Annotated in this window: 23 protein-coding genes; 14 read left to right on the top strand and 9 right to left on the bottom strand. The window is 70.3% G+C overall.

From position 1 onward, the window contains the following. The 8 genes from FQ142_RS12800 to FQ142_RS12835 are packed head-to-tail and all read left to right on the top strand — an operon-like array spanning position 1 to position 6,911. Entirely contained in the window at positions 1-966 is a 966-nt protein-coding gene (locus tag FQ142_RS12800) for an ABC transporter permease (RefSeq protein ID WP_149423614.1), read from the top strand. After that, on the top strand, positions 963-1,847 hold the full coding sequence (locus FQ142_RS12805) for an ABC transporter permease (protein ID WP_149423615.1): 885 nt from the start codon (positions 963-965) through the stop codon (positions 1,845-1,847). The genes FQ142_RS12800 and FQ142_RS12805 overlap by 4 nt, the downstream gene beginning before the upstream one ends. Next, positions 1,844-2,839: an ABC transporter ATP-binding protein gene (locus tag FQ142_RS12810; protein ID WP_149423616.1), complete on the top strand. Its 996-nt coding sequence runs from the start codon at positions 1,844-1,846 to the stop codon at positions 2,837-2,839. Before FQ142_RS12805 ends, FQ142_RS12810 begins: the two co-directional genes overlap by 4 nt. Then, a complete protein-coding gene (locus tag FQ142_RS12815; RefSeq protein WP_149423617.1) occupies positions 2,836-3,609 on the top strand; it encodes an ATP-binding cassette domain-containing protein in 774 nt (257 codons plus the stop codon). The genes FQ142_RS12810 and FQ142_RS12815 overlap by 4 nt, the downstream gene beginning before the upstream one ends. After that, on the top strand, positions 3,606-4,625 hold the full coding sequence (locus tag FQ142_RS12820) for a P1 family peptidase (protein WP_262492149.1): 1,020 nt from the start codon (positions 3,606-3,608) through the stop codon (positions 4,623-4,625). Before FQ142_RS12815 ends, FQ142_RS12820 begins: the two co-directional genes overlap by 4 nt. After that, positions 4,595-5,272 carry an FMN-binding negative transcriptional regulator gene (locus FQ142_RS12825; RefSeq protein ID WP_149423618.1) on the top strand — a complete coding sequence of 226 codons (678 nt, stop codon included), beginning with the start codon at positions 4,595-4,597 and terminating at the stop codon, positions 5,270-5,272. Before FQ142_RS12820 ends, FQ142_RS12825 begins: the two co-directional genes overlap by 31 nt. Beyond that, positions 5,269-6,369, top strand: a complete 1,101-nt coding sequence (locus FQ142_RS12830; protein ID WP_149423619.1) for a C45 family autoproteolytic acyltransferase/hydolase — start codon at positions 5,269-5,271, stop codon at positions 6,367-6,369. The genes FQ142_RS12825 and FQ142_RS12830 overlap by 4 nt, the downstream gene beginning before the upstream one ends. Further along, positions 6,366-6,911, top strand: coding sequence for a hypothetical protein (locus FQ142_RS12835; RefSeq protein WP_149423620.1), 546 nt, complete (start codon positions 6,366-6,368; stop codon positions 6,909-6,911). The genes FQ142_RS12830 and FQ142_RS12835 overlap by 4 nt, the downstream gene beginning before the upstream one ends. A 29-nt stretch (positions 6,912-6,940) precedes the next feature. On the opposite strand, the gene purH is transcribed toward FQ142_RS12835, so the two are convergent. From purH to FQ142_RS12850, 3 genes are read right to left on the bottom strand one after another with little or no spacing between them, the layout of a single operon-like run. After that, positions 6,941-8,548, bottom strand: coding sequence for a bifunctional phosphoribosylaminoimidazolecarboxamide formyltransferase/IMP cyclohydrolase (gene purH / locus FQ142_RS12840; RefSeq protein ID WP_045253165.1), 1,608 nt, complete (start codon positions 8,546-8,548; stop codon positions 6,941-6,943). A gap of 40 nt (positions 8,549-8,588) precedes the next feature. Continuing rightward, complete coding sequence (purN, locus tag FQ142_RS12845; protein ID WP_149423621.1) at positions 8,589-9,176, bottom strand: phosphoribosylglycinamide formyltransferase; 588 nt, start codon at positions 9,174-9,176, stop codon at positions 8,589-8,591. 43 nt (positions 9,177-9,219) lie between these two features. Beyond that, positions 9,220-10,611 (bottom strand): DUF6350 family protein, encoded by a 1,392-nt coding sequence (locus FQ142_RS12850; protein WP_149423622.1) that lies wholly within the window; start codon positions 10,609-10,611, stop codon positions 9,220-9,222. A 92-nt stretch (positions 10,612-10,703) separates the two neighbouring features. Between FQ142_RS12850 and FQ142_RS12855 the strand changes: the two genes are divergently transcribed. Beyond that, complete coding sequence (locus FQ142_RS12855) at positions 10,704-12,122, top strand: NCS2 family permease (protein WP_056412109.1); 1,419 nt, start codon at positions 10,704-10,706, stop codon at positions 12,120-12,122. Between the two features lie 395 nt (positions 12,123-12,517). Here FQ142_RS12855 and sucD read toward each other — a convergent pair whose 3' ends face one another. Together sucD and sucC are read right to left on the bottom strand one after the other, a co-directional pair. Further along, positions 12,518-13,420 (bottom strand): succinate--CoA ligase subunit alpha, encoded by a 903-nt coding sequence (gene sucD / locus FQ142_RS12860; protein WP_045252499.1) that lies wholly within the window; start codon positions 13,418-13,420, stop codon positions 12,518-12,520. Between the two features lie 40 nt (positions 13,421-13,460). Continuing rightward, positions 13,461-14,627, bottom strand: coding sequence for an ADP-forming succinate--CoA ligase subunit beta (gene sucC, locus FQ142_RS12865; RefSeq protein WP_045252498.1), 1,167 nt, complete (start codon positions 14,625-14,627; stop codon positions 13,461-13,463). Positions 14,628-14,780: 153 nt separating this feature from the next. On the opposite strand from sucC, the gene FQ142_RS12870 reads away from it, so the two are divergent. Then, a complete protein-coding gene (locus FQ142_RS12870; protein WP_056412114.1) occupies positions 14,781-15,443 on the top strand; it encodes a TetR/AcrR family transcriptional regulator in 663 nt (220 codons plus the stop codon). A 95-nt stretch (positions 15,444-15,538) separates the two neighbouring features. Continuing rightward, positions 15,539-16,774 carry an acyl-CoA dehydrogenase family protein gene (locus FQ142_RS12875; protein ID WP_149423623.1) on the top strand — a complete coding sequence of 412 codons (1,236 nt, stop codon included), beginning with the start codon at positions 15,539-15,541 and terminating at the stop codon, positions 16,772-16,774. A 22-nt stretch (positions 16,775-16,796) separates the two neighbouring features. Here the strand turns inward: FQ142_RS12875 and FQ142_RS12880 are convergent, their stop codons facing one another. Next, on the bottom strand, positions 16,797-17,687 hold the full coding sequence (locus tag FQ142_RS12880; protein WP_149423624.1) for a helix-turn-helix transcriptional regulator: 891 nt from the start codon (positions 17,685-17,687) through the stop codon (positions 16,797-16,799). 123 nt (positions 17,688-17,810) lie between these two features. On the opposite strand from FQ142_RS12880, the gene FQ142_RS12885 reads away from it, so the two are divergent. Then, positions 17,811-18,755 carry an SDR family oxidoreductase gene (locus tag FQ142_RS12885; protein ID WP_149423625.1) on the top strand — a complete coding sequence of 315 codons (945 nt, stop codon included), beginning with the start codon at positions 17,811-17,813 and terminating at the stop codon, positions 18,753-18,755. 9 nt (positions 18,756-18,764) lie between these two features. On the opposite strand, the gene FQ142_RS12890 is transcribed toward FQ142_RS12885, so the two are convergent. Continuing rightward, positions 18,765-19,250 carry a hypothetical protein gene (locus tag FQ142_RS12890; protein ID WP_149423626.1) on the bottom strand — a complete coding sequence of 162 codons (486 nt, stop codon included), beginning with the start codon at positions 19,248-19,250 and terminating at the stop codon, positions 18,765-18,767. Between the two features lie 41 nt (positions 19,251-19,291). On the opposite strand from FQ142_RS12890, the gene FQ142_RS12895 reads away from it, so the two are divergent. Both FQ142_RS12895 and FQ142_RS12900 read left to right on the top strand, forming a co-directional pair. Further along, a complete protein-coding gene (locus FQ142_RS12895) occupies positions 19,292-20,743 on the top strand; it encodes a phytoene desaturase family protein (RefSeq protein WP_149423627.1) in 1,452 nt (483 codons plus the stop codon). A 45-nt stretch (positions 20,744-20,788) separates the two neighbouring features. Then, entirely contained in the window at positions 20,789-21,832 is a 1,044-nt protein-coding gene (locus FQ142_RS12900; RefSeq protein ID WP_149423628.1) for an ATP-dependent DNA ligase, read from the top strand. A 3-nt stretch (positions 21,833-21,835) separates the two neighbouring features. On the opposite strand, the gene ligD is transcribed toward FQ142_RS12900, so the two are convergent. Further along, a complete protein-coding gene (ligD, locus tag FQ142_RS12905) occupies positions 21,836-22,888 on the bottom strand; it encodes a non-homologous end-joining DNA ligase (protein ID WP_149423629.1) in 1,053 nt (350 codons plus the stop codon). Between the two features lie 40 nt (positions 22,889-22,928). Continuing rightward, complete coding sequence (locus FQ142_RS12910; RefSeq protein WP_149423630.1) at positions 22,929-24,092, bottom strand: SseB family protein; 1,164 nt, start codon at positions 24,090-24,092, stop codon at positions 22,929-22,931. Between the last annotated feature and the right edge of the window lie 26 nt (positions 24,093-24,118).

Genomic DNA, 24,118 nt, shown 5'->3' on the forward strand with positions numbered 1-24,118 from the left:
ATGGCCGTCACTCTGTGGTCGCTCCGGCGCATCGGCGCCGCACTGGTGACGCTCGTCATCGTCTCGGTGTTGATCTTCGCGTCCGTCCGTCTCATGCCGGGCGACTACATCGACCTCGTCCTGGGTCCGCTCGCCACCGACGCGCAGCGGGCCCAGGCGGTGGCCGAGTCCGGACTCGACGACCCGGTGGTCGCGCAGTACTTCCACTGGCTGTTCGGCGTTCTCACCGGCGATCTCGGATACTCGTTCGTCTCGAACGTGTCGGTCACCGACGAGTTCGCGGCCCGTCTGCCCGTCACCGCGACGATCGCGCTGCTGACGATCGTCGTCACCCTGCTCGTCGGCATCCCGCTCGGCTTCGTCGCGGCCCTGCGATCGGAGGGCTCGGCCGGAGCCGTCGGTCGCATCGTCAGCGCTCTCGGCATCAGCATCCCGGAGTTCCTCCTCGCGGGTGTCGTGGTCTTCGCCGTCTCGACACTGGGGCTCGGCGTCTCGGTCGGCAGGTTCGCCCCGTTCGACGTCGACCCCGCGCGCTTCTTCGGGGCGCTCGTCCTGCCGGTCACGGTCCTGGCCGTCGGCTGTGTGGCGGTGGTCGCCAGGAACACGAGGGATGCCGTCATGAACGTCCTCGTCGAACCGCATGTGCAGGCCGCCGTAGCCCGAGGCGAGACCCCCTGGTTCATCATCCGTCACCATGTGCTGCGCAACGCCGCGGCCCCGATCCTCACCATCGTCGGCGCCCTCGTCGCCGTCCTCCTCGGCGGTACCGTGATCGTCGAGTTCGTGTTCAACATCCCCGGCATGGGCTCGTACCTGCAGACGGCACTCGGGCGGCGTGACTACGCGATCGTCCAGAGCGCAGTGCTGCTCGCCGCCATCGTGTTCATCGTCGCGAGCCTGCTCGTCGACCTCATCGCCAACGCGCTGGACCCCCGTCTGCGCCTGACCGGAGGGAGCCGCCGATGACCATCGCCCCCACAGCCACACACCGCGTCCGTGCGGCGGGCGACGCGACGCGCGGCGCCTGGCGCCGCAGCGACGCCGTGCTGCGCACCGCGATCGTCGTGCTCGGCGTCGTCGTCGTGCTCACCGTGATCGCCGAGCTCACCGGCCTCGCCGGGTCGACCACCGCGACGGTCGGCGGCCGGCTGGAGGGCCCGTCGGCGCTCGCGCCGTTCGGCACCGACAACCTCGGACGCTCGCTCCTCCCCCGACTCTTCCAAGGCACGGCGACGACCCTCGTCGTGTCCATCGTCGCGGTCGTCTGCTCGGCGGTGGTCAGCACGGCGCTCGGCATGCTCGCCGGCTACTACGGCGGTGCTGTCAACGAGGCGGTGATGCGCGTCGCCGACGTGCTCTACGCGTTCCCCGCTCTCGTGCTCGCCATCCTCGTCTCCGCCCTGCTCGGGCCCGGTCGACCGGCGGCCATCATCAGCATCGTCGTCATCACGATCCCCCTGATGACCCGCGTGGTGCGCATCGCGACCCGGGCGGTGTCCGAACGCGACTTCATCGTGTCTGCGCGCATCAGCGGAGTCCGGACTCCGGTGATCTTCGTCCGCCGACTGCTGCCGAACATCGCGGGCACGATCGCCGTGCAGGCGAGCTACGCGCTCTCCGTCGCGATCCTCGTCGAGGGAGGGCTGAGCTTCCTCGGCTTCGGCGTGCAGGCCCCTGAGGCCTCCCTCGGTCTGCTGATCCAACAGGGGATGCTGTACATGACCCAGGCTCCCCCGCTCGTGATCGTCCCCGGCGCCGTGCTGGTGGTCTCGATCCTGTGCATCAACATCATCGGCGACGGGCTCCGTGACCGATTCGAACCGCGAGAGACGAGGTCCCTCCGATGACCGCCGTACGCATCAGCGATCTGGCCCTGGACTTCACGGGCGCCACCACGGTCAGGGCCCTCGACGGGGTCGACCTCGACGTCGCCGACGGCAGCTCCGTCGCGATCGTGGGTGAGTCCGGGTCCGGCAAGTCGACGCTCGCCGCCGTCATCGGCCGCCTGCAGCCGCGTTCCGCGAGGATCGTCAGCGGCCGGCTCGAGGTCGACGAGACCGACGTGCTCGGTCTCGACGACGACGCGCTGCGCGAGTACCGCCGACACACGCTCGCCTATATCGCGCAGGATCCCATCGGCTCGCTCGACCCGACGATGCGCATCGGCGCCCAGCTGAAGCTCGTGCTCCGCGCCGTCGGAGACGACGGCTCTCCCCGCCGCCAGATGCAGCTGCTGGAGGGCATGCAGATCGCCGATCCTGCGCGCGTCATCCGTCTCTTCCCCCATCAGATCTCCGGCGGGATGGCGCAGCGCGTGGCCATCGCGATGGCGATGTGCCGCCGACCCCGGCTGCTGATCGCCGACGAGCCGACCGCTGCACTCGACAGCCAGGTGCGCGAAGAGGTCATCCGGCTGCTGTTCGCGCAGGCGAAGGAGCAGGGCACGACCATCCTCTGGCTCAGCCACGATCTGCCGGCGGTCGCACGCTGGTGCGACGAGGTCGCCGTGATGTACGCCGGCAGGGTCGTCGAACGCGGTCCGGCCTCCGCCGTGCTCGGCACCCCGGTGCACCCGTACGCCCGAGCTCTCGCGGCGACCGACCCCTCGCGTGCGAAGCGGGGAAAACGGCTCTCCAGCATCCCCGGTTCCCCTCCGGTGCTGCACGGCGAGGCGGAGGGATGCGCGTTCGCCGCCCGCTGCGCTCACCGGATCGATGCGTGCGAGATCGTTCGGCCGGAGCCGGTGCCACCGCGGCACAGCCTCTGCATCCGCGCCGCGGATCTCGTGCTGGCGGATCGGCGGGCAGGGCTCATCCCCGAAGAGGAGGTGCCGGCATGACCGCGTCCTCGGTGACCCCCACCGTCGAACTCGACGACGTCAGCGTCGCCTTCACGTCGGGCTTCGGCGCGAGCAGGCGGGAGGTCAGGGCGATGTCCGGCGTCTCGTTCTCGGTGGCGCCCGGTGAGACGCTCGGCCTCGTCGGCGAATCGGGCTCGGGCAAGACGACGACGGGGGCCGTGGTCCTCGGACTGCAGCACCCCGACTCCGGGACCGTGAGGTTCCAGGGAGCCCCTCTCGCCAGGAGCCTGCGATCCCGCGCCGGACGGATGCAGGCGGTCCTGCAGCATCCGCGATGGGCGCTCGACCCCCGCTCGACCGTGTTGTCGTCGGTGCTCGAACCCGTGCTCGTGCACGAGCGTCGCACGCCGGCGGCGGAGGAGCGCGCGCTGGCGATGCTCGAGAGCGTCGGCCTTCCGGCCTCGTTCGCCGCCCGTCGGCCCCATCAGCTCTCGGGCGGACAGCTGCAGAGAGTGAGCGTCGCGCGTGCGCTCGTCACCCATCCGGCCTTCATCGTGTTCGACGAGGCCGTCAGCGCGCTCGACGTCTCGGTGCAGGCGCAGATCCTCAACCTCATCCAGGACCTGCAGGCGGAGCACGGCTTCGCCGCCCTGTTCATCTCGCACGACCTGGCAGCCGTGCGCTACATCTCCCATCACGTGGCGGTGATGCGCAGCGGCGAGATCGTCGAGCACGCCCCGACCGAGGTCTTCTACGACCTGCCCAGCCATCCCTATTCGCGTCAACTGTTCCAGGAGCTCTCATCGTGACCGACACCCACCGTCTCGCCCCCGTCGTCGCCGCAGGACCGCGCCGATCCAACGACGACTACGCCCTCTCCCCCGTGCACGGCACCGATCGCGGGCAGGTCGAGTACGACTTCCCCGGCGTGCTCCTCGGAACGGCCGAGTACGCCGAAGGTCCGACCGGAGCGACGGTGCTGTCGATCCCGGCCGGCGCCCGGACGTTCTCCGACCGCCGCGGAGGTGCCGTGGGCGCCAGCGGCCTGTACGGATACAACCACGCCATCTGCCTCGCCGGGGGCTCGGTGTACGGCCTCTCCGCCGTCGCCGGTGTGTCGGAGGCGCTGTTCGAGCGCGCCGAGCACCGCTCCGGTTTCGACCAGCTGCAGCTCGTGTCGGGTGCCATCATCTACGACTACTCGGTGCGCGAGAACTCCGTCTTCCCCGACACCGCGCTCGGCAAGGCCGCCCTGCACGCCGCACGTCAGGGCGTCGTCGAGGTCGGCCGCGTCGGTGGCGGCGCCTCGGCGTCGTCCGGAAAGGTCGATCCCGCGCGGGTGGAGTTCACCGGCCAAGGTGTCGCGTTCCGTCAGGTGGGCGATGTGAAAGTGCTCGTCGTGACGGTGCTCAACCCGTACGGGGTGATCCTCGATCGCTCCGGGAGGATCGTCCGCGGCAACTACGACGCGAACACCGGCGAGCGCCGCCACCCGGCCCTGGACTATGAAGAGGCGATCGGCGAGTCCCGACTCGTCGACTCGATGTCGGGCAACACCACGATCACGGCCGTCGTCACGAACGTGCAGCTCACCGACACCGAGCTCAGGCAGTTCGGCCTGCAGGTGCACAGCTCGATGCACCGCGGCATCCAGCCCTTCCACACCCCGCTCGACGGCGACACTCTCTTCGCGCTGACGACCGACGAGGTCGCGCTGCCCGAGAACCCGAGCACGTCCCGGGGCCGGCTCTCGCTGAACTCCACCGCCGTCGCCACCCTCGCGGGCGAGACGGCGTGGGACGCGATCCTCTGCGCAGCGGGCTGACCGTGTACGAGTTCGAGAAGTACCTCGCCCCGTCCCAGCACGAGGTCACCGAGCTGGTCCGCCGGCACCCGTTCGCACTCGTCGTGACGAACGGCGGCGGCGCGGCCGGCGCCCCCACGGTCACGCACACTCCGGTGATCATCGAGCGGCTGGCGCCGGACGGCGGTTTCGTCGGGGGCGAGATGCTCGGCCACATCGCGCGGAAGAACCCGCAGTGGCAGCAGATCACCGACGGCGACTCGGTGCTGCTGGTGTTCTCCGGCCCCCATGACTACGTCTCGCCTACCACCTACGCCGACGATCCCAACGTGCCCACCTGGGACTATGCGGCCGTGCACCTGACGGCCAGGGCGACGGTTCTCGAGGGTGAGAGCGACGGCATGCACGTCGTCACACGCACCGTCGAGGAGCTCGAGAGCCTCGAGCCGACGGCGTGGGACATGCAGAGCTCGCTGCCCACGTTCGAGCGCATCGTCGGGGGGATCGTGTCGTTCCGGTTCGAGATCATCGAGCAGCGCGCGGTCTTCAAGGTCAGCCAGGACAAACCCCTCGAGGTGCGCGAGCGCGTCGCCGCCGCATCCCGCGCACGCGGCTGCCCCCACGGGGACGTCGCCGAGCTCGTCGAGCGCATCGGAGGGGACCGGTGATCGTCCACGAGTGGTCTGCGGACGCGGGCGAGCCGCGGGAGGAAGGACGCCGGTTCGGTGCCCACTGGTCGCCTCAGCTCGCTGCGGCCCGCGACTCGTACCTGAGGCTCTTCGCCCAATCCGGTGTTCCGGCCGAGCGCGCCCGAGCGATCGCCGATGAATGCCGGACGATGACCGAGGCCCACGCCCCCGAGATCGCCGACGAGTTCGTCGGGATCGCCGACGGCAGCGGTCTGTCGCTGACCGACGTGCACCTGCTGACCGCTCGCACCGAGATCCTGGCGCGCATGACGCCGTCGATGGAGTGCTCGACGGTCGTGTACGTGCCCGACGAGGCGAGCGCACCCCGCACGCTGCAGACCTGGGACTGGCACGAGACTCTTTCGAACGAGACCGTCGTGCGGCGTCTGCGGTCGGCGTCCGGAACCGGTGTCGTGACCTTCTGCGAGTTCGGGCAACCGGCGAAGATCGGCGTGAACGACCGCGGCCTGGGGCTGCACTTCAACATCCTCCACCACCGATCCGACGGGACGCAGGCGGGGGTGCCGGTGCACGTGCTCGCCCGCATGATCCTCGACCGCGCGTCGACGGTCGCCGAGGCGGTCGAGATCGCCCGGAGCGTCCCCCTCGCCGCGTCCAGCGTGCTGACGATCGCGGCCTTCGACGGCCGGACGCCCGAGGCCGCTGCCGTCGAGGTCTCCCCCGCGGGGATCGCGGTGCTGCCCGCGCCTCGCGGGCGCACGCTGGCCCACACGAACCACTTCCTCGACGAGGCGCTCGCCGCGGGCGAGTACTCTCCGTACGAGACCACGAGCGTCCCTCGATACCGGTGTCTGACGGATGCCGCGGATCTTGCGCGGATCGTGAATGATCGTGACCGGGCCCTCGCGTTCGGAGCCATCCCCGACGCGCCGATCTCGGTGCGAGCGAGGCCCGAACAGCCGGAGCACCTGCGCTGGGAGACCAAGCTCACGGTCGCCCTCGACGTCGCGACGGGGGCTCTGTCCTTCGCCGCCGCGTCGCCGGCCGACGTCGTCGACGCCGAGTGGCGTCGTGTGGGGATCCTGAGCGACGTGCGTCCCGTATCCGCCCGATGACCGACGTCCTGCACCTCGCCGCTCTGGCACTGGCGGCGATCGGAGCGGGGTCGTTGATCGGTATGCGGCGTGGAGTCGGCACTCCCGAGATCGCCGCCGCCGTGCTCATGCTGGTCGGCATGGGCGATTCCATGACGGTCGCGCTGCTCCCGCCCGTCGTCTGGTTCGCCGTCATGCTGCCCGCCGCGATCGCTCTCGCGATCCGCTGTCGGGTACCGGCGGCGCTCGGAGATCGAAGCCCGGCGGCAGGCGGGATGCTGTCGGCACACCTCGCTCTGGGTCTCGTCACGACTGCGGCGCTGATCCTCCTGATGGCGACGATCCCTGCGACCGACGCGGCCGGCGCGGTCATGGCTTCCGCACATGCCCACGCGCACGGCGGAGGCGCAGGGATGCCGCAGGCGCTCGGCATCGCTCTCGGACTGGGAACGACTCTGCTCTCGGTGATCGCGCTGCGCTCGGAAAGGTCCTGGCGCCACCGCCTGCATCACACCGCGATGGCGGCATCGACAGTGGCGATGTCCGCCATCGTGGTGTTCTGAGCGCCGGCCGTCGTCGACGGCCGCGCGGCTCAGTGGAAGAAGTGACGCTCCCCGGTGAAGAACATCGTCACGCCGGCCTTGCGCGCGGCATCCACGACCTCTTCATCGCGCACCGATCCGCCGGGCTGCACGATCGCCGTGACCCCCGCGTCGATGAGCACCTGGGCGCCGTCCGCGAACGGGAAGAAGGCGTCGGAGGACGCGACCGAGCCGACGGCGCGGTCGCCCGCACGCTCGACCGCGAGGCGGCACGAGTCGACGCGGTTGACCTGGCCCATGCCGACGCCGACCGTGGCGTTGTCCTTCGCCAGCACGATCGCGTTGGACTTGACGGCGCGGCACGCCTTCCAGGCGAAGATGAGGTTCTCCATCTCCTCGTCGCTGGGGCGCTCACCCGAGACGAGCTCCCAGTTCTTCGCCACCGAGACGATGTCGTCGGGGAAGCGATCCGCGTCCTGCAGTAGCAGGCCTCCCGAGACCAGGCGCACGTCCATGCGCTCCTGCTGCCAGTCCTCCGGCAGCTGCAGCAGACGGAGGTTCTTCTTCGCCTTGAAGACCTCGAGGGCTGCCGGCTCGAACGAGGGCGCGACGATGACCTCGGTGAAGATGTCCTTGAGGTTCTCGGCCATCTTCAGCGTGACGGTGCCGTTGGCGGCGATCACGCCGCCGTAGGCCGACACGGGGTCGCACTCGTGGGCGCGCAGATGCGCGCTGGCGATCGGGTCCAGCGCGTTCGGAGCGGTCGTGGCGATGCCGCACGGATTGGCGTGCTTGATGATGGCCACGGCGGGCTTGACCATGTCGTACGCGGCGCGCAGCGCGGCATCCGCATCGACGTAGTTGTTGTACGACATCTCCTTGCCCTGCAGCTGGCGGGCCTGCGCGATGCCATGTCCGCCGACGCGCGTGTAGATCGCGCCGCGCTGGTGCGCGTTCTCGCCGTAGCGCAGCGTGGCCAGGCGCTCGGCCTGGATGGTGAGGTGCGTGGGCAGGTCCTCGCCCTCGCCCAGCGTGCCCTCGGCGAACCATGCGGCGACGGCCGTGTCGTAGGCGGCCGTGTGCGCGAAGGCGCGTGCGGCGAGCTCGCGTCGCTGCGTCAGCGTGGTGCCCCCGTTCTCGATGGCCGAGATGATGCCGGAGTACGACTGCGGCGACACGACGATCGCGACGTTCGCGTGGTTCTTCGCCGCCGCGCGCACCATCGCCGGTCCGCCGATGTCGATCTGCTCGACCACGTCGTCGCCCTCGGCACCCGAGGCGACCGTCTCGACGAAGGGGTAGAGGTTCACCACGACGAGCTCGAAGGGCTCGATGTCGAGGTCGGCGAGCTGATGCTCGTGGTCCTCGAGGCGCAGGTCGGCGAGCAGGCCGCCGTGGATCTTCGGGTGCAGCGTCTTGACGCGGCCGTCGAGCATCTCGGCGACACCCGTGACCGCGGCCACGTCGGTGACCTCGAAGCCGGCCTCGCGGATGGTCGATGCCGTCGACCCGGTCGAGACGATCTGCACGCCCGCGGCGGCGAGCGCCTTCGCGAGCACGAGCAGGTCGGTCTTGTCGCTCACCGAGACGAGGGCGCGGCGGACGGGGACGGTGTCGCGATCGCGATACAGCGAGTGGTCGTGGCGGGGGCCGGCCATGATGGGCTCCTTCGTGCGAGGGGGGCGTGCGTGGATCGGTTCAGGATGCGGCGGTCAGCGACAGCTCACCGGTGGCGATGCGACGCACCACGTCGATGAGGAGTCGGCGTTCGACGGGCTTGATGCGCTCGTGGAGGGTGTGCTCGGTGTCGTCGTCGAGGACCGGCACCCGCTCCTGAGCGAGGATCGGTCCGGTGTCGATGCCGTCGTCGACGACGATCACGCTGGCGCCGGTCTCGGTGACACCGGCGGCGAGGGCGTCCCGCACTCCGTGCGCGCCCGGGAACTCCGGGAGATACGCGGGATGCGTGTTGATCAGACGCGGCGCGAGATCGGCGACGAGCCCTGCGGGCAGCAGACGCATGAGGCCGCTGAGCACGACGAGGTCGGCGTTCCAGACGGCCAGCTGACGTCCGAGCTCCTCGCCCCACGCCTCGCGGGACTCGTGCTCGTGCCAGGGGACGGTGAAGCTGGGGATGCCGAACTCCTCCGCATGCACCAGTCCGTCGGCCTCGCGGTCGGCACCGACGACCACCACCCGCGCAGGGAAATCGGGGTGACGAGCGGCCTCGAGGAGGGCGCGAAGGTTCGAGCCGGTGCCCGAGATGAGAACGGCGACCGTGAGCACGCGCCCAGTCTACCGAAGCGCCGCGCACCCGCCGACGCGTATGTCAGTCGCGCGGGTCGGCGGGCTCCCGCGTCGGGGGCCGGAAGCCGCCGAGATCGTCCAGGGGCGCGGTGTCGTAGGAGGAGGGACCGGTCGGGACCGTGTCTGAGATCGGCGGATCGGCGCGGCCGCCGAAGCTGAGGTCCGCGGCGGTCATCTCGGCCACCCAGCGGTCGGTGCGCTCTTCGGCCAGCTCGTCGCGATTCCGCGGCGAGAGCAGGAGGATGGCTGCGCCCAGCAGCACCTCGCCGCCGAGTGCCAGAGCGAAGGGCACCGCGGCGGGACCGGCCTCGGCCAGACGTCCGGGTCCCATCGAGCCGCTCGCGAGCACCGCGGCGACAGCCCCGACGGCCGCGGTGAGCGCGCCGATGCCGACCGCGATCGCGGCCCGCGGTCCTGTCGTCAGCGGCGTGCCCTCCCACACGAGCCGGGAACGCACCGCCCACCCGGCGAGAGCGCCCGCGCCGATCGGCAGGATCACGACGATGAGCATCCAGATCGAGGTGTTCTCGGGAAGCAGGCCCAGGATCGGGATGCCGGGGACGACGCCGAGCTGCGTGCCGGCCGGCGACACGGCCGTCCCCACGCCCACCGCGAAACCCGGCCCGGCGATCCAGGACGCCGTCCAGACCAGGATGGTGGGCAGATAGGCGAGGTGACCGAGAGTGAGCACCGTGGCCCCCAGCGCGTCGACGCGAGCGGCCTGGAACAGCGCGACCACCTCGCTGCCGCGTGCCAGGGTCATGACGGCGACGGCGACACCCGAGACGGCGATCATGCCGAGGACGGCGAAGGCCGTGCCGCGCACAGAGGCACCGACGACCGGTCCCCAGTCGCCCCAGGAGTCGACGACGTCGTGCAGGCGGTCGAGCAGACCGCCGTCGCCGTCCTCCCAGGCGATGCGCACACTGCCGCACACGGCGCCCACGAGGTAGACGGCGGTCGGCAGCACGATCGAGAGCGCGAGGTCGGTGCGGGCGGCGGAGATCTGCGCGGTGAACGCCACGGCGGTGGCGATGAGACCGAAGGCCGCCGTGCCGGACACCGCACCCAGCGCCCAGGCTCCGGCCTTCGCCGCGCGCGCCCCCGAACGCGCGGCGAACAGCAGCGTGAACAGCAGGAAGGCCAGCGGCGTCACCGACAGGGCGAAGCTCGCGGCCTGCGGGGCGATGCCCGTCGCGCGCAGCACGTCGTCTGCCACCGTGAGATCCAGCGGCACCCCGTGCCCGAACTGCCACAGCGTTCCGGTGAGGGGCCACAGAGCCCCCCAATCCGCGGTCATGCCGAAGGACAGCGTCCACAGGAGGGTGAGCGGCGCCAGCAGGACCACGAGGCCGACCGCTGCGGCGATGGCGGCATCGAAGGCGGCGAGGAGCGCGACGAGGAGGCGTTGCATATCGAATCGAGACTACGACGAGATCCCCTCGCTCGCCCGGGGGCGCGCGCGGTGCCGGCGACACGATATCGTCTCCTGCGGAGGTTCCCCCGATGACTACTGCCCCGTCCCCCGCCACGACCCAGGCCGAGCCCACCAACGCGCTCGACCGCTTCTTCGAGATCAGCAGACGCGGATCGACGATCGGCACCGAGATCCGAGGCGGCCTGGTGACCTTCGTCACGATGGCCTACATCGTGATCCTCAACCCGCTGATCCTCAACACCCCCGACGTCGACGGCAACACGCTCGCCGGCACCGCCGTCGCCGCATCCACCGCGCTCACCGCCGGCGTCATGACCATCCTGTTCGGTCTCGTCACACGTCTGCCCTTCGCGTTCGCCGCGGGGCTGGGCATCAACGCGTTCCTCGCCTTCTCGGTCGTCGGCACGGTGACCTGGCCCGAGGCGATGGCGCTGGTCATGATCAACGGTGTCATCATCGTGCTGCTCGCCGCCACCGGACTGCGCAAGATGATCTTCGACGCCGTCCCCGTGCAGCTCAAGCTGGCGATCACGGTCGGAATCGGCCTGTTCATCGCCTTCATCGGCTTCGTGAACGCCGGCTTCGTGACCGCGACCAACAACCCCTCTCCCCCGGTCGATCTCGGCATCGGCGGCTCCGTGGCCTCGCTGCCGACCCTGCTGTTCGTGATCACCCTGCTGCTCGGCGGCGTGCTCATGGCGCTGCGCGTGAAGGGAGCGATCCTCATCGCCCTCGTCGGCGGCACCGTGCTCGGCGCGATCGTCAACGCCATCTGGCCGTTCGGCCTCAACTTCGGCCTCACCGGAGCCATCGTCGGACTGCCCGACCTCAGCCTCGTCGGACAGGTCGACTTCGGCTTCGACCTCGCCAAGGTCAGCGGCGTCGCCCTGGTGATGTTCGTCTTCACCCTGCTCTTCTCCAACTTCTTCGACGCCATGGGCACCATGACGGGTCTCGCAAAGGAGGCCGACCTGGCGGACGAGAAGGGCGACTTCCCCCGCATCAAGTCCGCCCTGGTCGTCGAGGGGCTCGGAGCGATCGCCGGTGGTGGCACCTCGTCGTCGTCTGCGACGGTCTTCGTCGAGTCCGGTGCCGGGATCGGCGAGGGCGCGCGCACCGGTCTCGCCACGGTGGTCACCGGTGCGATGTTCCTGATCGCGATGTTCTTCACGCCTCTGACCTCCCTCGTGCCCGGAGCGGTCGCCGCCGCGGCTCTGGTCCTCGTCGGCGCGCTCATGCTGTCGCAGATCAAGAACATCGACCTCAGCGACTTCCGCGTGCTGCTCCCGGTGTTCCTCACCGCGACCGTGATGCCGATGACCTACTCGATCGCCAACGGCATCGGCGCGGGCTTCGTCAGCTGGATCGTCGTGAACGCCTTCTCCGGCCGCGCCAAGACGATCCACCCGCTGCTCTGGGTCGTCGGCGTCGGCTTCGTCATCTTCTTCGCCCGCGGGCCGATCGAGGCGCTGTTCGGCGTCGCCTGAGCGACGACAGACGGCGAAGGGGCGGATGCGTGCGGCATCCGCCCCTTCGTCGTCTCTGCGACCGACAGGAATCCCCGTCCACCACCCCGCCCCCGACCCCTAACACCCCAAGTCCCCCAACACCCCAACACCCCAACCCCACCAACCCCCCAACAACCGGGGGCCGACACGCCAGATCTCGGACCGAACCGCCGCAGACGTCCGGCATCTGGCGTGTCGGCCCCCGGAGTGTTGGCCCCGGGAGTGGAGAGTCCGTGAGTGGAGAGTCCGTGAGCGGAGGATGCCGTCGGCTCACGGCCCCGGGACGCAGCCCGCGCCACGTGCGCGGCGCACCCCGGGCATGCAAGAAGGCCCCGGAGTGGAGTCCGGGGCCTTCATGTCAAGCGTAGCTCAGATCAGAGCGCTTCGACGATCGCGCGCATCAGGTCGGCGGTCTCGGACGGCGTCTTGCCGACCTTGACGCCTGCGGCCTCGAGGGCCTCCTTCTTGGCCTGCGCGGTACCGGCGGAACCGGAGACGATCGCGCCGGCGTGACCCATGGTCTTGCCCTCGGGGGCGGTGAAGCCCGCGACGTAGCCGACGACGGGCTTGGTGACGTGCGCCTTGATGTAGTCGGCCGCACGCTCCTCGGCGTCTCCACCGATCTCGCCGATCATCACGATCGCCTTGGTCTCGGGGTCGGCCTCGAACGCGGCGAGCGCGTCGATGTGCGTGGTGCCGATGACCGGGTCGCCGCCGATGCCGATGGCGGTCGAGAAGCCCAGGTCGCGCAGCTCGAACATCATCTGGTACGTCAGGGTGCCCGACTTCGACACGAGTCCGATCGGGCCCTTGCCGGTGATGTTCGCCGGCGTGATGCCGACGAGCGCCTCGCCGGGCGTGATGATGCCGGGGCAGTTCGGCCCGATGATGCGGGTCGTGTTGCCCTTGCTCTGCGCGTACGCCCAGGCCTCGGCCGAGTCGCCGACGGGCACGCCCTCGGTGATGACGACGAGCAGCGGGATCTCGGCGTCGATGGCCTCGATCATCGCGTCCTTGGTGAAGGCGCCGGGCACGAAGGCGATCGACACGTCGGCGCCGGTCTCCTTCATGGCCTCGGCGACGGAGGCGAAGACGGGCAGCTCGACGGCGTTGCCGTCCTTGTCGGTGTGCGAGACGGTCGTGCCGGCCTTGCGGGCGTTGACACCACCCACCACCTGGGTTCCGGCCTTCAGCATGAGTGCCGTGTGCTTGGTGCCCTCGCCGCCGGTGATGCCCTGGACGATGACCTTGGAGTCCTTGTTGAGGTAGATCGACATTTTCTGTTCCTTTAATCCGGTCTCTGAGCCTGTCGAAGGGTCAGGCGTTGGCGAGCTCGGCGGCCTTGTCGGCGCCCTCGTCCATCGTGGCGGCCAGGGTGACGAGCGGGTGCGCGTACTCGGCCAGGATCGCGCGACCCTCGTCGACGCGGTTGCCGTCGAGACGCACGACGAGCGGCTTGGATGCCGTGGCGCCCAGCGTCTCGAGTGCGCCCTTGATGCCGTTCGCCACGGCGTCGCACGCCGTGATCCCGCCGAAGACGTTGACGAACACGCTCTTGACCTGCGGGTCGCCGAGGATGACGTCGAGGCCCGCGGCCATGACCTCGGCCGAGGCTCCGCCGCCGATGTCGAGGAAGTTGGCGGGCTTCACGCCGTTGTGGTTCTCACCGGCGTAGGCGACCACGTCGAGCGTCGACATGACGAGTCCCGCGCCGTTGCCGATGATGCCGACCTCGCCGTCGAGCTTCACGTAGTTGAGGCCGGAGGCCTTGGCCTTGGCCTCGAGCGGGTCGGCGGCGTCCTTGTCCTCGAGCGCCTCGTGCTCGGGGTGACGGATCTCGGAGGCGTTGTCGTCGAGGGTGACCTTGCCGTCGAGCGCGATGATGTCGCCCTCTTCGGTGCGCACCAGCGGGTTGACCTCGACGAGCGTCGCGTCCTCGCCCTTGTAGACGTCGAAGAGCTTCACGAACACGTCGGAGACCTTCTCGACGAGGTCCTCCGGGAAGTTCGCCGCACGGGCGATCTCGACGGCCTTCTCCTTGTCGATGCCCGTGAGCGGGTTGACCTCGACGCGTGCGAGGGCCTCGGGACGCTCGACGGCGAGCTCCTCGATCTCCATGCCGCCCTCGACCGAGCACAGGCTCAGGTAGGAGCGGTTGGCGCGATCGAGCAGCACGGAGAAGTAGAACTCCTCCGCGATGCGTGCGCCCTGCGCGACCATGACGCGCTTGACGACGTGGCCCTTGATGTCGAGGCCGAGGATGGCCTTCGCCGCCTCGTAGGCCTCATCGGGGGTCTTGGCGACCTTGACGCCGCCCGCCTTTCCACGGCCGCCGGTCTTCACCTGAGCCTTGACGACGACCACTCCACCGATCTTCTCGGCGGCCGCCCTCACCTCTTCCGGTGTGTCCGCGACGATGCCGGCGAGAACCGGCACTCCGTACTTCTCGAAAACGTCTCGTGCCTGGTACTCGTACAGATCCACTGTGGTTCCTTCACTGGGCTGCTGTCTGGTAATTCTCTCGATGTCGAGACATCGACCAGTCCCACAGCCTACTACCTGCACCTGAGCGCTCCCGGCGTCCTCCCCTCCACGGCGGCGACGGCGCGGGCTGGGGTCGAGGTCTAGGCTCATCCCATGCACGAATCCGCAGAACCGCGCACCGGCGTCGTGGCCGCAGCGCTCGAGCTGTTCGCGACACAGGGCTTCGACCAGACCTCGGTCGAGCAGATCGCGAAGGCCGCAGGCGTCTCCCGATCGACGTTCTTCCGCCAGTTCGGCGGCAAGGAGGACGTGGTGTTCGCGGATCACGAGGCCCTGCTCGACAAGCTCCGGGAGTTCCTCGCCGAGGGACACGAGGATCCGTGGGGCGCGGTGTGCGCGGCATCCGAGTCGGTCTTCGCGCACTTCGCGCACGATCCCGAGATGGCGAGGCGCCGGTATCAGATCGTGCGCCAGGTCCCGGTGCTGCGCGAGCGGGAGATCATCACCGTGTTCCGCTACGAGCGACTGTTCGACGACTACCTGCGCAGTGCGCTCCCCGGCATCGATCCGCTCGATGCCGTGGGCTTCTCGGCGCTCGTCACCGCCGTGCACAACCACGTGCTGCGTCAGCTGCTCCGCGGCAAGAAGAAGGTGCCGGTGTCGACCCTGCAGACCGCGCTCGCCGACGTCAGGCGACGGTACGGCGTGCCCGCCGACTCTGCGGCGGCGGCGGCGGACGATCTCGTCGTCGCGGTGTTCCCGCGCTCGATGCCGGTGGCCGAGGTCACCCGCCGGCTGCGCACGCAGCTCGACTGACGCGCGCCCCCTCACAGACGCGGGGCACCCGCATATCGGGAGTCGTGGAACCCAGTATCGGGGAGTACGATACTTGGTGCCACGAAGGAGTCTCCATGAGCACCGCAGCATCTCCCTTCCCCGGCGAGAGCGTCTCGTCGTACGACATCACCGGACGCCAGGACAGCGACTACTACGCCGTCTTCGCCGACATCCCCGAGGCCGACAGATCCGCCTGGGATCGCGCGAAGGCCTACATCGACGAGGTCGGCCCGCAGATGGCCGATGCCTGGGATCGCGCCGAGTATCCGCTGGAGGCCGCCCGCCGCATGGGCGAGATGGACCTCGTCGTCGACGGCATCGAGCACGCGTCGCTCACCCGGCTCTCCCCTCTCGCCGCAGGCCTCGTGAACATGGAGATCTCCCGCGGGGACGGGTCCCTCGGCACCGTGCTCGCCGTGCAGGGCGGGCTCGCGCTGCGCACCCTCGCGCTCTTCGGCTCGGACGCGCAGCAGCAGAGATGGCTCACGGCCCTCGCCGACAGCTCGGTGTTCGGATCCTTCGCCCTCACCGAACCGGACCACGGATCGGACTCCGTCTCGCTCGAGACGGTGGCGCGGCGCGACGGCGAGGAGTGGGTCATCCGCGGCACCAAGAAGTGGATCGGCAACGGCGCATCCGGCGGCATCACCTTCGTCTGGGCCCGCGTCGACGACGAGACCGCCGCGGAGCACGGAGCCGTCCGGTGCTTCCTGGTCGAACAGGACACCCCTGGGTACACGGGGACCCCGATCCGCGGCAAGGCCTCGCTGCGCGCCATCCACCAGGCGCACATCGTGCTGGACGACGTGCGCGTGCCGCTGGACGCCGTGCTGCCGGGGACGACGAGCTTCAAGGACGCATCGATCGTGCTCTACGCCACCCGCTCGGGCGTCGCGTGGTCGGCGCTCGGTCATGCGACCGCGTGCTACGAAGCCGCCCTCGCCTACTCGAAGGAGCGCATCCAGTTCGGCAAGCCTCTCGCGAAGTTCCAGATGGTGCAGGAGCGGCTGACCCACATGCTCGAAGACCTCACCGCGATGCAGCTGTACTGCCGCCGCCTCGCCGACCTCGAGACCGCAGGGGAACTGCGCCCCACGCAGGCCTCACTGGCGAAGTTCCACAACACCCGCGCCGCCCGTCGGGTGGCGTCGATCGCCCGCGACCTCCTCGGCGGCAACGGCATCCTGCTCGAGAACGGCGTGATGCAGCACATGGCGGACATCGAGGCCATCCACACGTACGAGGGCACCGAGAGCGTGCAGGCACTGCTTCTCGGCCGCGACATCACCGGGATGAGCGCCTTCGCCTGAGCGGAGGGGCACCGCCCGGTCCTCAGCCCTCCGGGGGCGGCGCGAGCGGCTCGGCGGCCGAGAGCCGCTCGGCTCCGAACCGCTCGGCCCCGATGACCCCGAGGAGCCGCAGCTTCTCGGCGCTCTCGCTTCCCGGTGCGGCGGTGTACACGAGCAGCGAATGAGACTGCACCGGGTCGACGAGCGTCTGGCACGCGAGTTCGATCGGCCCGAGCTCCGGATGCAGGAAGCGCTTCACCGCTCGGGGGCGCAGTCCGACCTCGTGCGCCTCCCACAGGATGCGGAACTCCTCGCTGCGCTCCTGCAGCAGCGCGACGTAGCGCGCGGCGCGTGAGGCGGGTCCCCGCAGGGCCGCGATCTCGCGCAGACCCGACACCCACAGGCGGGAGAGGAAGGGCCGATCCTCCTCGTCATAGAGCAGGCGGAAGCGCGGATCCGTGAACCACCGGTAGCCGATGCTGCGCTCCGGACCGCGCAAGCGCGAGAGATCGCCGACCAGCGCGACTCCGAGCGGCGTCTGCCGCAGCGTCTCGCCCAGCTCCGTGACGACCTCGGCGGGGGTGTCGTGCAGACGGTCGAAGATGCGCAGCATCCCCGGGCTCACATGGTCGCTCTCGGTGCCTCTGGCCGGCGGCGTGTGACCGGCGAGGGCGAACAGGTGCTCGCGTTCGGCGAGCGAGAGGTGCAGCCCCTGCGCGATCGCCGCGATCATCTGCTCGGAGGGCTGCGGCCCCCGCTCCTGCTCCAGACGCGCGTAGTAGTCGGTGGACATGTGGCTGAGCGCTGCGGCCTCCTCGCGGCGGAGCCCGCTGGTGCGGCGCCGCTCCCCCCGCGGCAGTCCGACGTCCTCGGGCTGCAGCGCCTCGCGCCGCCCTCGGAGGAACTCCGCGAGCCCCTGTCTGTCCACGGTCATGCGCGCCTCCCCCTCCTCCTGTCAGTTCTACCAGCCGACATCTCGGCGATCCACGGATCGACGATCCCTGGTTCACATCGTCGGAGCGGAGGAGCATCGATGCATCGGCGAACAGGAGAGACCATGCCACGCAGAACCCCCGACCTGACCATTCCCGCCCTCCACGGCACCAGGGCCGTCATCACCGGAGCGAGCGACGGAATCGGACTCGGCATCGCCGCCCGGCTCGCCGCCGCGGGTGCCGAGGTGATCATGCCTGTCCGCGACCGCGAGAAGGGCGAGCGTGCGATCGAGAGGATCCGAAGCTCGGCGCCGCAGGGGTCGCTGTCGCTGCGAGACCTCGATCTCGCATCGCTCGACTCAGTGGCCGCACTGGCGCAGACGCTGACCGGGGAAGGAACCCCGATCAACATCCTCGTGAACAACGCCGGAGTGATGACCCCGCCGACCCGGCGAACCACCGCCGACGGGTTCGAGCTGCAGTTCGGGGCGAATCACCTCGGGCACTTCGCGCTCGTCGGCAGGCTGCTCCCCCTGCTCAGGGCGGGGTCGGCCCGCGTCGTCTCGCAGATCAGCATCGCGGCCGAGCGGGGATCCCTCAACGACGACGACCTGCAGTGGGAGCGCTCGTACGACAGCATGCGCGCATACAGCCAGTCGAAGATCGCCGTCGGCCTGTTCGGACTCGAACTGGATCGCCGCAGTCGCCGGGACGGATGGGGCATCACCAGCGTGCTGTCGCACCCCGGCGTCGCGCCCACCAACCTCCTGGCGGCGCAGCCCGAGCTCGGGCGCGCCACGCAGACCACCGCACGACGGGTCATCGATGCGCTGTCGCGGCGCGGGATCCTGTTCGGGACCGCCGAGAGCGCCGCGCTGCCTGCGGTCCTCGCCGCGACCTCCGTCGACGTGCGAGGAGGGGAGTTCTTCGGGCCCTCGGGCATCGCCCACCTCGGCGGCGCGCCCGCCGCGCAGAAGCTCTACTCGCGACTGCGCGACGATGCGACGGCCGCGCGCGTCTGGAACATCTCCGAAGAGCTCACCGGGGTGTCCTTCGGGGAGCGGTGAGCGCCGGGGTCAGTCGCAGCCGCACCCGCCGGCGGGCGTCTTCACCATGAAGCAGACGTCGCACACCCCGTAGTCGCGCTCGGCCGGCTTCGGGGTGCGCGGGGTGCTCGAGGCCGCCGCGACACGAGGAGTCGTCGACCGCTTGGCTTTGACGGGAGCGATCGGACGGAACTCGCTCGGGTGCGTCACGTAGAAGTAGGGCGCACGTCCCTCGCTCGCCCGCAGACGCAGCGGCGTCGAACCGATGACGACGACCTCGTCCTCGGTGAAGCCGTTGGTGTAGGTCTTGCCGATGTGCAGGCTGGCGCCCTCACCTCGGCGGACCGCCTCGATGTAGCGCCCTCGGTCGATGTACGACGAGATGCCGACGGCGTCGGCGATGGCGGTGATGAACTCGTGGTTCTCCACTGCGATCCGGTGTGCGCGGAGCGCTTCGGCGAGGGTGCGGTATGGGCGGGAGTTTCCGGTGGGGGTAGGCCCCTGGACTTCATTCATCTCTCCAAGGATCTCACGTCCGGACGTGGAAGACTGGCGGTATGGCACGCGCGACGATCATCGGCTCCGGACCGAACGGCCTCGCGGCGGCCGTGACCCTCGCCCGCGCGGGATACGAGGTCCGGGTCCACGAGGCCTCCGACACGATCGGCGGTGGTCTCCGCACCCTCGAATCGACGCTTCCCGGCTTCCGACACGACGTGTGCGCGGCGGTGCACCCCTCCGCCGTCGCCTCCCCGTTCTTCCAGGCCTTCGGTCTGTCCGACCGCATCGAGTGGATCCATCCGGACGTCTCGTACGCGCATCCTCTCGACGGCGGCAGGGCGGGCATCGCATGGCGCGACATCGAGCGCACAGCGTCTGGGCTCGGCGTCGACGAGCGCGCGTGGCTGGCCCTCCTGCGACCGCTCAGCACGCACGTCGAGGGCGTCGCGGACTTCACCGGGAATCAGATGCTGCGGATCCCCCGTCACCCGCTGACCGCTCTGCGCTTCGCACTGCGGATGCTCGACCAGGGCACCGCGCTGGCCGCGCGCACGTTCCGCACGGATGAGGCCGCCGCGCTGATCGCCGGCGTCCTGGCGCATCCTCCGACACCGCTCCCCACTCTCGCCGGTGCGGCAGCGGGCCTGCTGCTCGCCGCCGAGGCCCATGCCGGCGGCTGGGTGTACCCGCGCGGCGGGTCGCAGCAGATCGCGGATGCTCTCGTCGCCGATCTCGAGGCGCACGGCGGGTCCGTCGAGTCCGGGCACCACATCACGGATCTGGATGCACTCGACTGGGGCGACCCGTCGCGCGGCGACCTGCTGATGCTGAACACCTCGCCCCGGCTCGCCCTCACCCACCCCGACGTCCCCGCCCGCTACGCGCGCTCGATCCGCGGCTTCCGCTACGGACCGGGCGCCGCGAAAGTGGACTTCGCCCTCGACGGCCCGATCCCCTGGGCCCACCCCGAGGTCGCGCTCGCACCGACCGTCCACATCGGCGGTACCAGGGCCGAGGTGTGGCGGAGCGAGAACGAGGTCGCCCGCGGGCGCGTCAGCGAACGCCCCTACGCCCTCACCGTGCAGCCCTCGATCTTCGATCCCACCCGCGCACCCGAGGGGAAGGCCGTGCTGTGGGCGTACATCCATGTGCCGCACGGCTCCGATCTCGACGCCACCGAACTCATCACACGACAGATGGAGAGGTTCGCGCCCGGCTTCCGCGACCTGATCCTCGCGCACCACTCGGTGCCCGCCTCCTCGCGGGAGGCGATCAACCCGTCGGAGATCGGCGGCGACATCCTCGGCGGCGCGTTCACGATCCCGCAGGCGATCCGGCGTCCCATCCTCAGCACCGCCCCCTGGCGCACCCCGATGCGGGGCGTCTACCTCGCTTCGGCCTCCACCCCGCCGGGCCCGGGCGTCAACGGCATGGCCGGCTGGCACGCCGCACACACCGCGCTGCGAGACGCCGGCACGCGCGTGACGCTCGACGACCTGTTCGGCTGAGCCGAGGCCCTTCTGCCGCGGCACGTCGTTCGCCAGGATGGACCCATGCGCTACGTGATCCCCTCCCCGATGCTGGCGAAGGCGGCGCCGACGGTGCCCGACCCCGCGACGTCCGCCGGCGGTCTGCTGTTCGAGCCGAAATGGGACGGGTTCCGCGGCCTGCTCGCCTGGGACGGAGACAGCGTCGAGATCGGCTCCCGCGGAGCGAAGCCGCTCACCCGGTACTTCCCCGAGCTCGTCGAGGCGGTTCCGCGGGTCCTGCCGCAGCCGTGTCTGCTCGACGGTGAGATCGTCGTCGCCACGGGACCGCTCGGTGAGCAGCGCCTCGACTGGGAGGCTCTGAGCCAGCGCATCCACCCGGCGGCGTCGCGGGTGGCGACACTGGCGACCCGGACCCCGGCCATGTTCATCGCCTTCGATCTGCTCGCCGTGGGCGACGAGGACCTGCTCACCACGCCGTTCGAGGAGCGTCGCGCCCGGCTGGAGGCCCTGATGTCCGAGGTCGCGCATCCCCTGCACATCACGCGGACGACACGCGACCGCGACACCGCCGCGCGCTGGCTGCAGGAGTTCGAGGGCGCGGGCCTCGACGGTGTGGTGGCCAAGCCCCTGGACCAGCCCTACGCCGCGGGCAAGCGGACTCTGATCAAGGTCAAGCATGCGCGCACCGCCGACGTCGTCGCCCTCGGCTACCGCATCCACAAGTCGGGATCCGGCGTCGGCTCGCTGCTCGTCGGCCTCTTCGACTCCGACGGAACGCTGCGGCAGGTGGGCGGCGTCGCCGCCTGGAGCGACGCGCGCCGCAGGGAGCTCGTCGACGAGCTCGCCCCGCTCGTCGAACGCGACGACGTGGGTGCTGCGGTGACGGACGAGGGCGAACGCTCGCGGTTCAGCGGCTCGAAGGACGTCTCGTTCGTGCGACTGCGGCCCGAGCGCGTGCTCGAGGTGCGCTACGACCAGCTCGAGGGATCCCGCTTCCGGCACACCGTGCAGTTCGCCCGCTGGCGACCCGACCGCGACGCGCGCTCGTGCACCTACGACCAGCTCGACACCGTCGCCGGCTACGACCTCGCCGACGTCCTCGGCTGACGCTCACTCCTCGACGGCGTCGCCGTTCTCGTCCCAGTGCGCGGCGACCTTCTTGCTGGGCTGCACGCGCGGTGGCTCCCCGGGCATCTTGGGGAACTCCGGCGGGAACGACAGCTCCCCCAGCCCGGCCTCGGTGTCGCGCTGCCACCAGCCGAGCAGCGTGTCGATGCGGCCCGGCTTCTGCTGCATCCGCGCCCAGGCGTCGCCGACCTCCTCGAGCCGCGACGGGACGCTGCGCACGGTGAACCGCGCGGGGTCGAGACCGTCGAGCTCGTCCCAATGCACCGGCATCGACACGGTGGCCCCCGGCAGCGCCCGCGGGCTGTACGCCCCGGCCATCGTGCGGTCGCGATTGGCCTGGTTGAAGTCGATGAAGATCCGCTCGCCGCGCTCTTCCTTCCACCAGTTCATGGTGACCCGGTCGGGCATGCGACGCTCCAGCTCCCGACCGGCGGCGATGACGGCGTGCCTGACCTCGAGGAACTCGTGCGACGGCTCGATGGGGGCGAACACGTGCAGACCGCGGTTGCCGCTCGTCTTCACGAACGCCACGAGTCCTGCCTCGCCCAGCACCTCGCGCAGGGCGTGCGCGGCCACGATCGCATCGGAGAAGTCGGTGCCGGGCTGCGGGTCGAGGTCGATCCTCAGCTCGACGGGGTTGTCGGGATCGGTGGCGAGCGAGGCCCACGGATGGAAGACGATCGTGTTCATCTGCGCGGCCCAGACGATCGCGCTCGGCCGGTTCAGCACGATCTGCGGATGCCGTCGGCCGCTGTTGTACGTCACGGTCACCGCATCGACGTACTCGGGCGTGCCCTGGGGCGGGTTCTTCGAGAAGAAGCCGTCGCTGCCGATCCCGTCACGGAACCGCTCGAGCGAGACGGGCCGGTTGCCGTTCGCCTCGAGGAACGGCCCGCTGACGATCTGCAGGTACTCGGCGAGCTCGGCCTTAGTGATCCCCGCGTCGGGCCAGATCACCCGATTCGGGCTGGACAGCACGACCTCGCGCTCGGCATCCGGATCCGAGACGGTCAGGGGGATGCGTTCTGAGGCCATGCTCCGACCCTAGAGCGCGGCTGCGACGTGCGGAAGTGGGTCACTCCCCCACGTCGACCGACATGATCAGCACCGAGGTGAGCGCGTCGCGCTCGACGACGATGCTCGGACCCGCGGGGTCGATGATGACGCCGGCCATGTCGAGGTGATTCGAGAGCAGCGAGGCGAGCTGCGAAGGCTCGAACGGGAGCGGTCGATCGCCTCGGCCCAGCGCGAGCACCTCCAGAGGGTGCGAGAAGAGCTGCAGGAACCGTCGTCCGTCGGGCGTCTGCGCCTCGGCGATCCCGACCTGCCCGCCGGTGCCGCCTTCGTTCACGGCCACCCACATGCGGGTCTTGGCGAGCGCCTCGCCCACCTTCGCCTCCGAGTCCTGCTGGCGGGGAGCGGCGATGAGCGACTTGACCGTCATGTCGACATCGGCCTGCTCGAGAGCCTTCTGCAGCAGCTCGGTGGGGAACACCACCCGGTGCGGCGTTGACGCGTTGTCGACGATCAGACCGGCGAAGTCGCCCGAGACGACCTGCTGCAGCACCGAGGTCACCGGCTGGGCGACAGCCGAGGTCGCCGCCGGGTCCTTCTCGAGCTGCACCGAGTCGCGCACGGCGGCGGCCGAGCTGAAGCCGAGCATGAACTGACGCTCGCCATCGCGCACGACGGCGACCGCGAGCGGCTTGCCCTCGCTGATCTGGGCGCGCGCGTCGCCGTTCACGCGGATGTAGAGGTGCCCCTGCAGTGCCTGGCGGAGCACTCCGAGGAGCTGCTCGTTCGTCGCGCCCTGCTCGATCTCCTTGAGCGACTCTCGAAGCAGGACGTTGTCCTTCATGCCTGCGACCGTCTCGGTCTGCTCCGGGGGCAGCGCGGGGGCCAGCGGCAGTCGGCGAACGGGCTCGGGTGCTGCCGCAGGAGCCGACGGCGCCGCAGTGCCTGCGGTCGCGGACGGCGCCGCGGCGGTGGCGTCGGGGTCGGGCAGAGCTACCTCGGGCCCCGCCTGCGCGCCCACCCCGCGGAACGCCTGCACCGAGATGCCGATGGTCGGTGCGACCTCGGCCTGCTCGGGGGCGGCATCCGGTGCGGAGGCGGCGTCCGTGACGGAGGCGGCGTCCGCGTCGGGCGCGACCTCGGCACCCTCGGTGTCGGGCTGGGTCTCGCTCTGGTCGGCGACGACGTCGTCTGCGGACTTCTTGCGGCGTGAGAACAGGGCCATATCAGCCAGCCTAACCGCAGGTCGCC

The sequence above is a fragment of the Microbacterium sp. ANT_H45B genome (assembly GCF_008369345.1).
In the GTDB taxonomy this organism is placed as follows: domain Bacteria; phylum Actinomycetota; class Actinomycetes; order Actinomycetales; family Microbacteriaceae; genus Microbacterium.

Coding starts and splice junctions, on each gene's coding strand:
- FQ142_RS12900 (WP_149423628.1), top strand. CDS start 20,789: ATGCGCTACGTGATCCCCTCCCCGATGCTGGCGAAGGCGGCGCCGACG.
- FQ142_RS12885 (WP_149423625.1), top strand. CDS start 17,811: ATGCCACGCAGAACCCCCGACCTGACCATTCCCGCCCTCCACGGCACC.
- FQ142_RS12850 (WP_149423622.1), bottom strand. CDS start 10,611: ATGCAACGCCTCCTCGTCGCGCTCCTCGCCGCCTTCGATGCCGCCATC.
- FQ142_RS12805 (WP_149423615.1), top strand. CDS start 963: ATGACCATCGCCCCCACAGCCACACACCGCGTCCGTGCGGCGGGCGAC.
- FQ142_RS12815 (WP_149423617.1), top strand. CDS start 2,836: ATGACCGCGTCCTCGGTGACCCCCACCGTCGAACTCGACGACGTCAGC.
- purH (WP_045253165.1), bottom strand. CDS start 8,548: ATGGCCGGCCCCCGCCACGACCACTCGCTGTATCGCGATCGCGACACC.
- FQ142_RS12880 (WP_149423624.1), bottom strand. CDS start 17,687: ATGACCGTGGACAGACAGGGGCTCGCGGAGTTCCTCCGAGGGCGGCGC.
- ligD (WP_149423629.1), bottom strand. CDS start 22,888: ATGGCCTCAGAACGCATCCCCCTGACCGTCTCGGATCCGGATGCCGAG.
- FQ142_RS12890 (WP_149423626.1), bottom strand. CDS start 19,250: ATGAATGAAGTCCAGGGGCCTACCCCCACCGGAAACTCCCGCCCATAC.
- FQ142_RS12800 (WP_149423614.1), top strand. CDS start 1: ATGGCCGTCACTCTGTGGTCGCTCCGGCGCATCGGCGCCGCACTGGTG.
- sucD (WP_045252499.1), bottom strand. CDS start 13,420: ATGTCGATCTACCTCAACAAGGACTCCAAGGTCATCGTCCAGGGCATC.
- FQ142_RS12895 (WP_149423627.1), top strand. CDS start 19,292: ATGGCACGCGCGACGATCATCGGCTCCGGACCGAACGGCCTCGCGGCG.
- FQ142_RS12810 (WP_149423616.1), top strand. CDS start 1,844: ATGACCGCCGTACGCATCAGCGATCTGGCCCTGGACTTCACGGGCGCC.
- FQ142_RS12835 (WP_149423620.1), top strand. CDS start 6,366: ATGACCGACGTCCTGCACCTCGCCGCTCTGGCACTGGCGGCGATCGGA.
- FQ142_RS12910 (WP_149423630.1), bottom strand. CDS start 24,092: ATGGCCCTGTTCTCACGCCGCAAGAAGTCCGCAGACGACGTCGTCGCC.
- FQ142_RS12870 (WP_056412114.1), top strand. CDS start 14,781: ATGCACGAATCCGCAGAACCGCGCACCGGCGTCGTGGCCGCAGCGCTC.
- FQ142_RS12875 (WP_149423623.1), top strand. CDS start 15,539: ATGAGCACCGCAGCATCTCCCTTCCCCGGCGAGAGCGTCTCGTCGTAC.
- FQ142_RS12855 (WP_056412109.1), top strand. CDS start 10,704: ATGACTACTGCCCCGTCCCCCGCCACGACCCAGGCCGAGCCCACCAAC.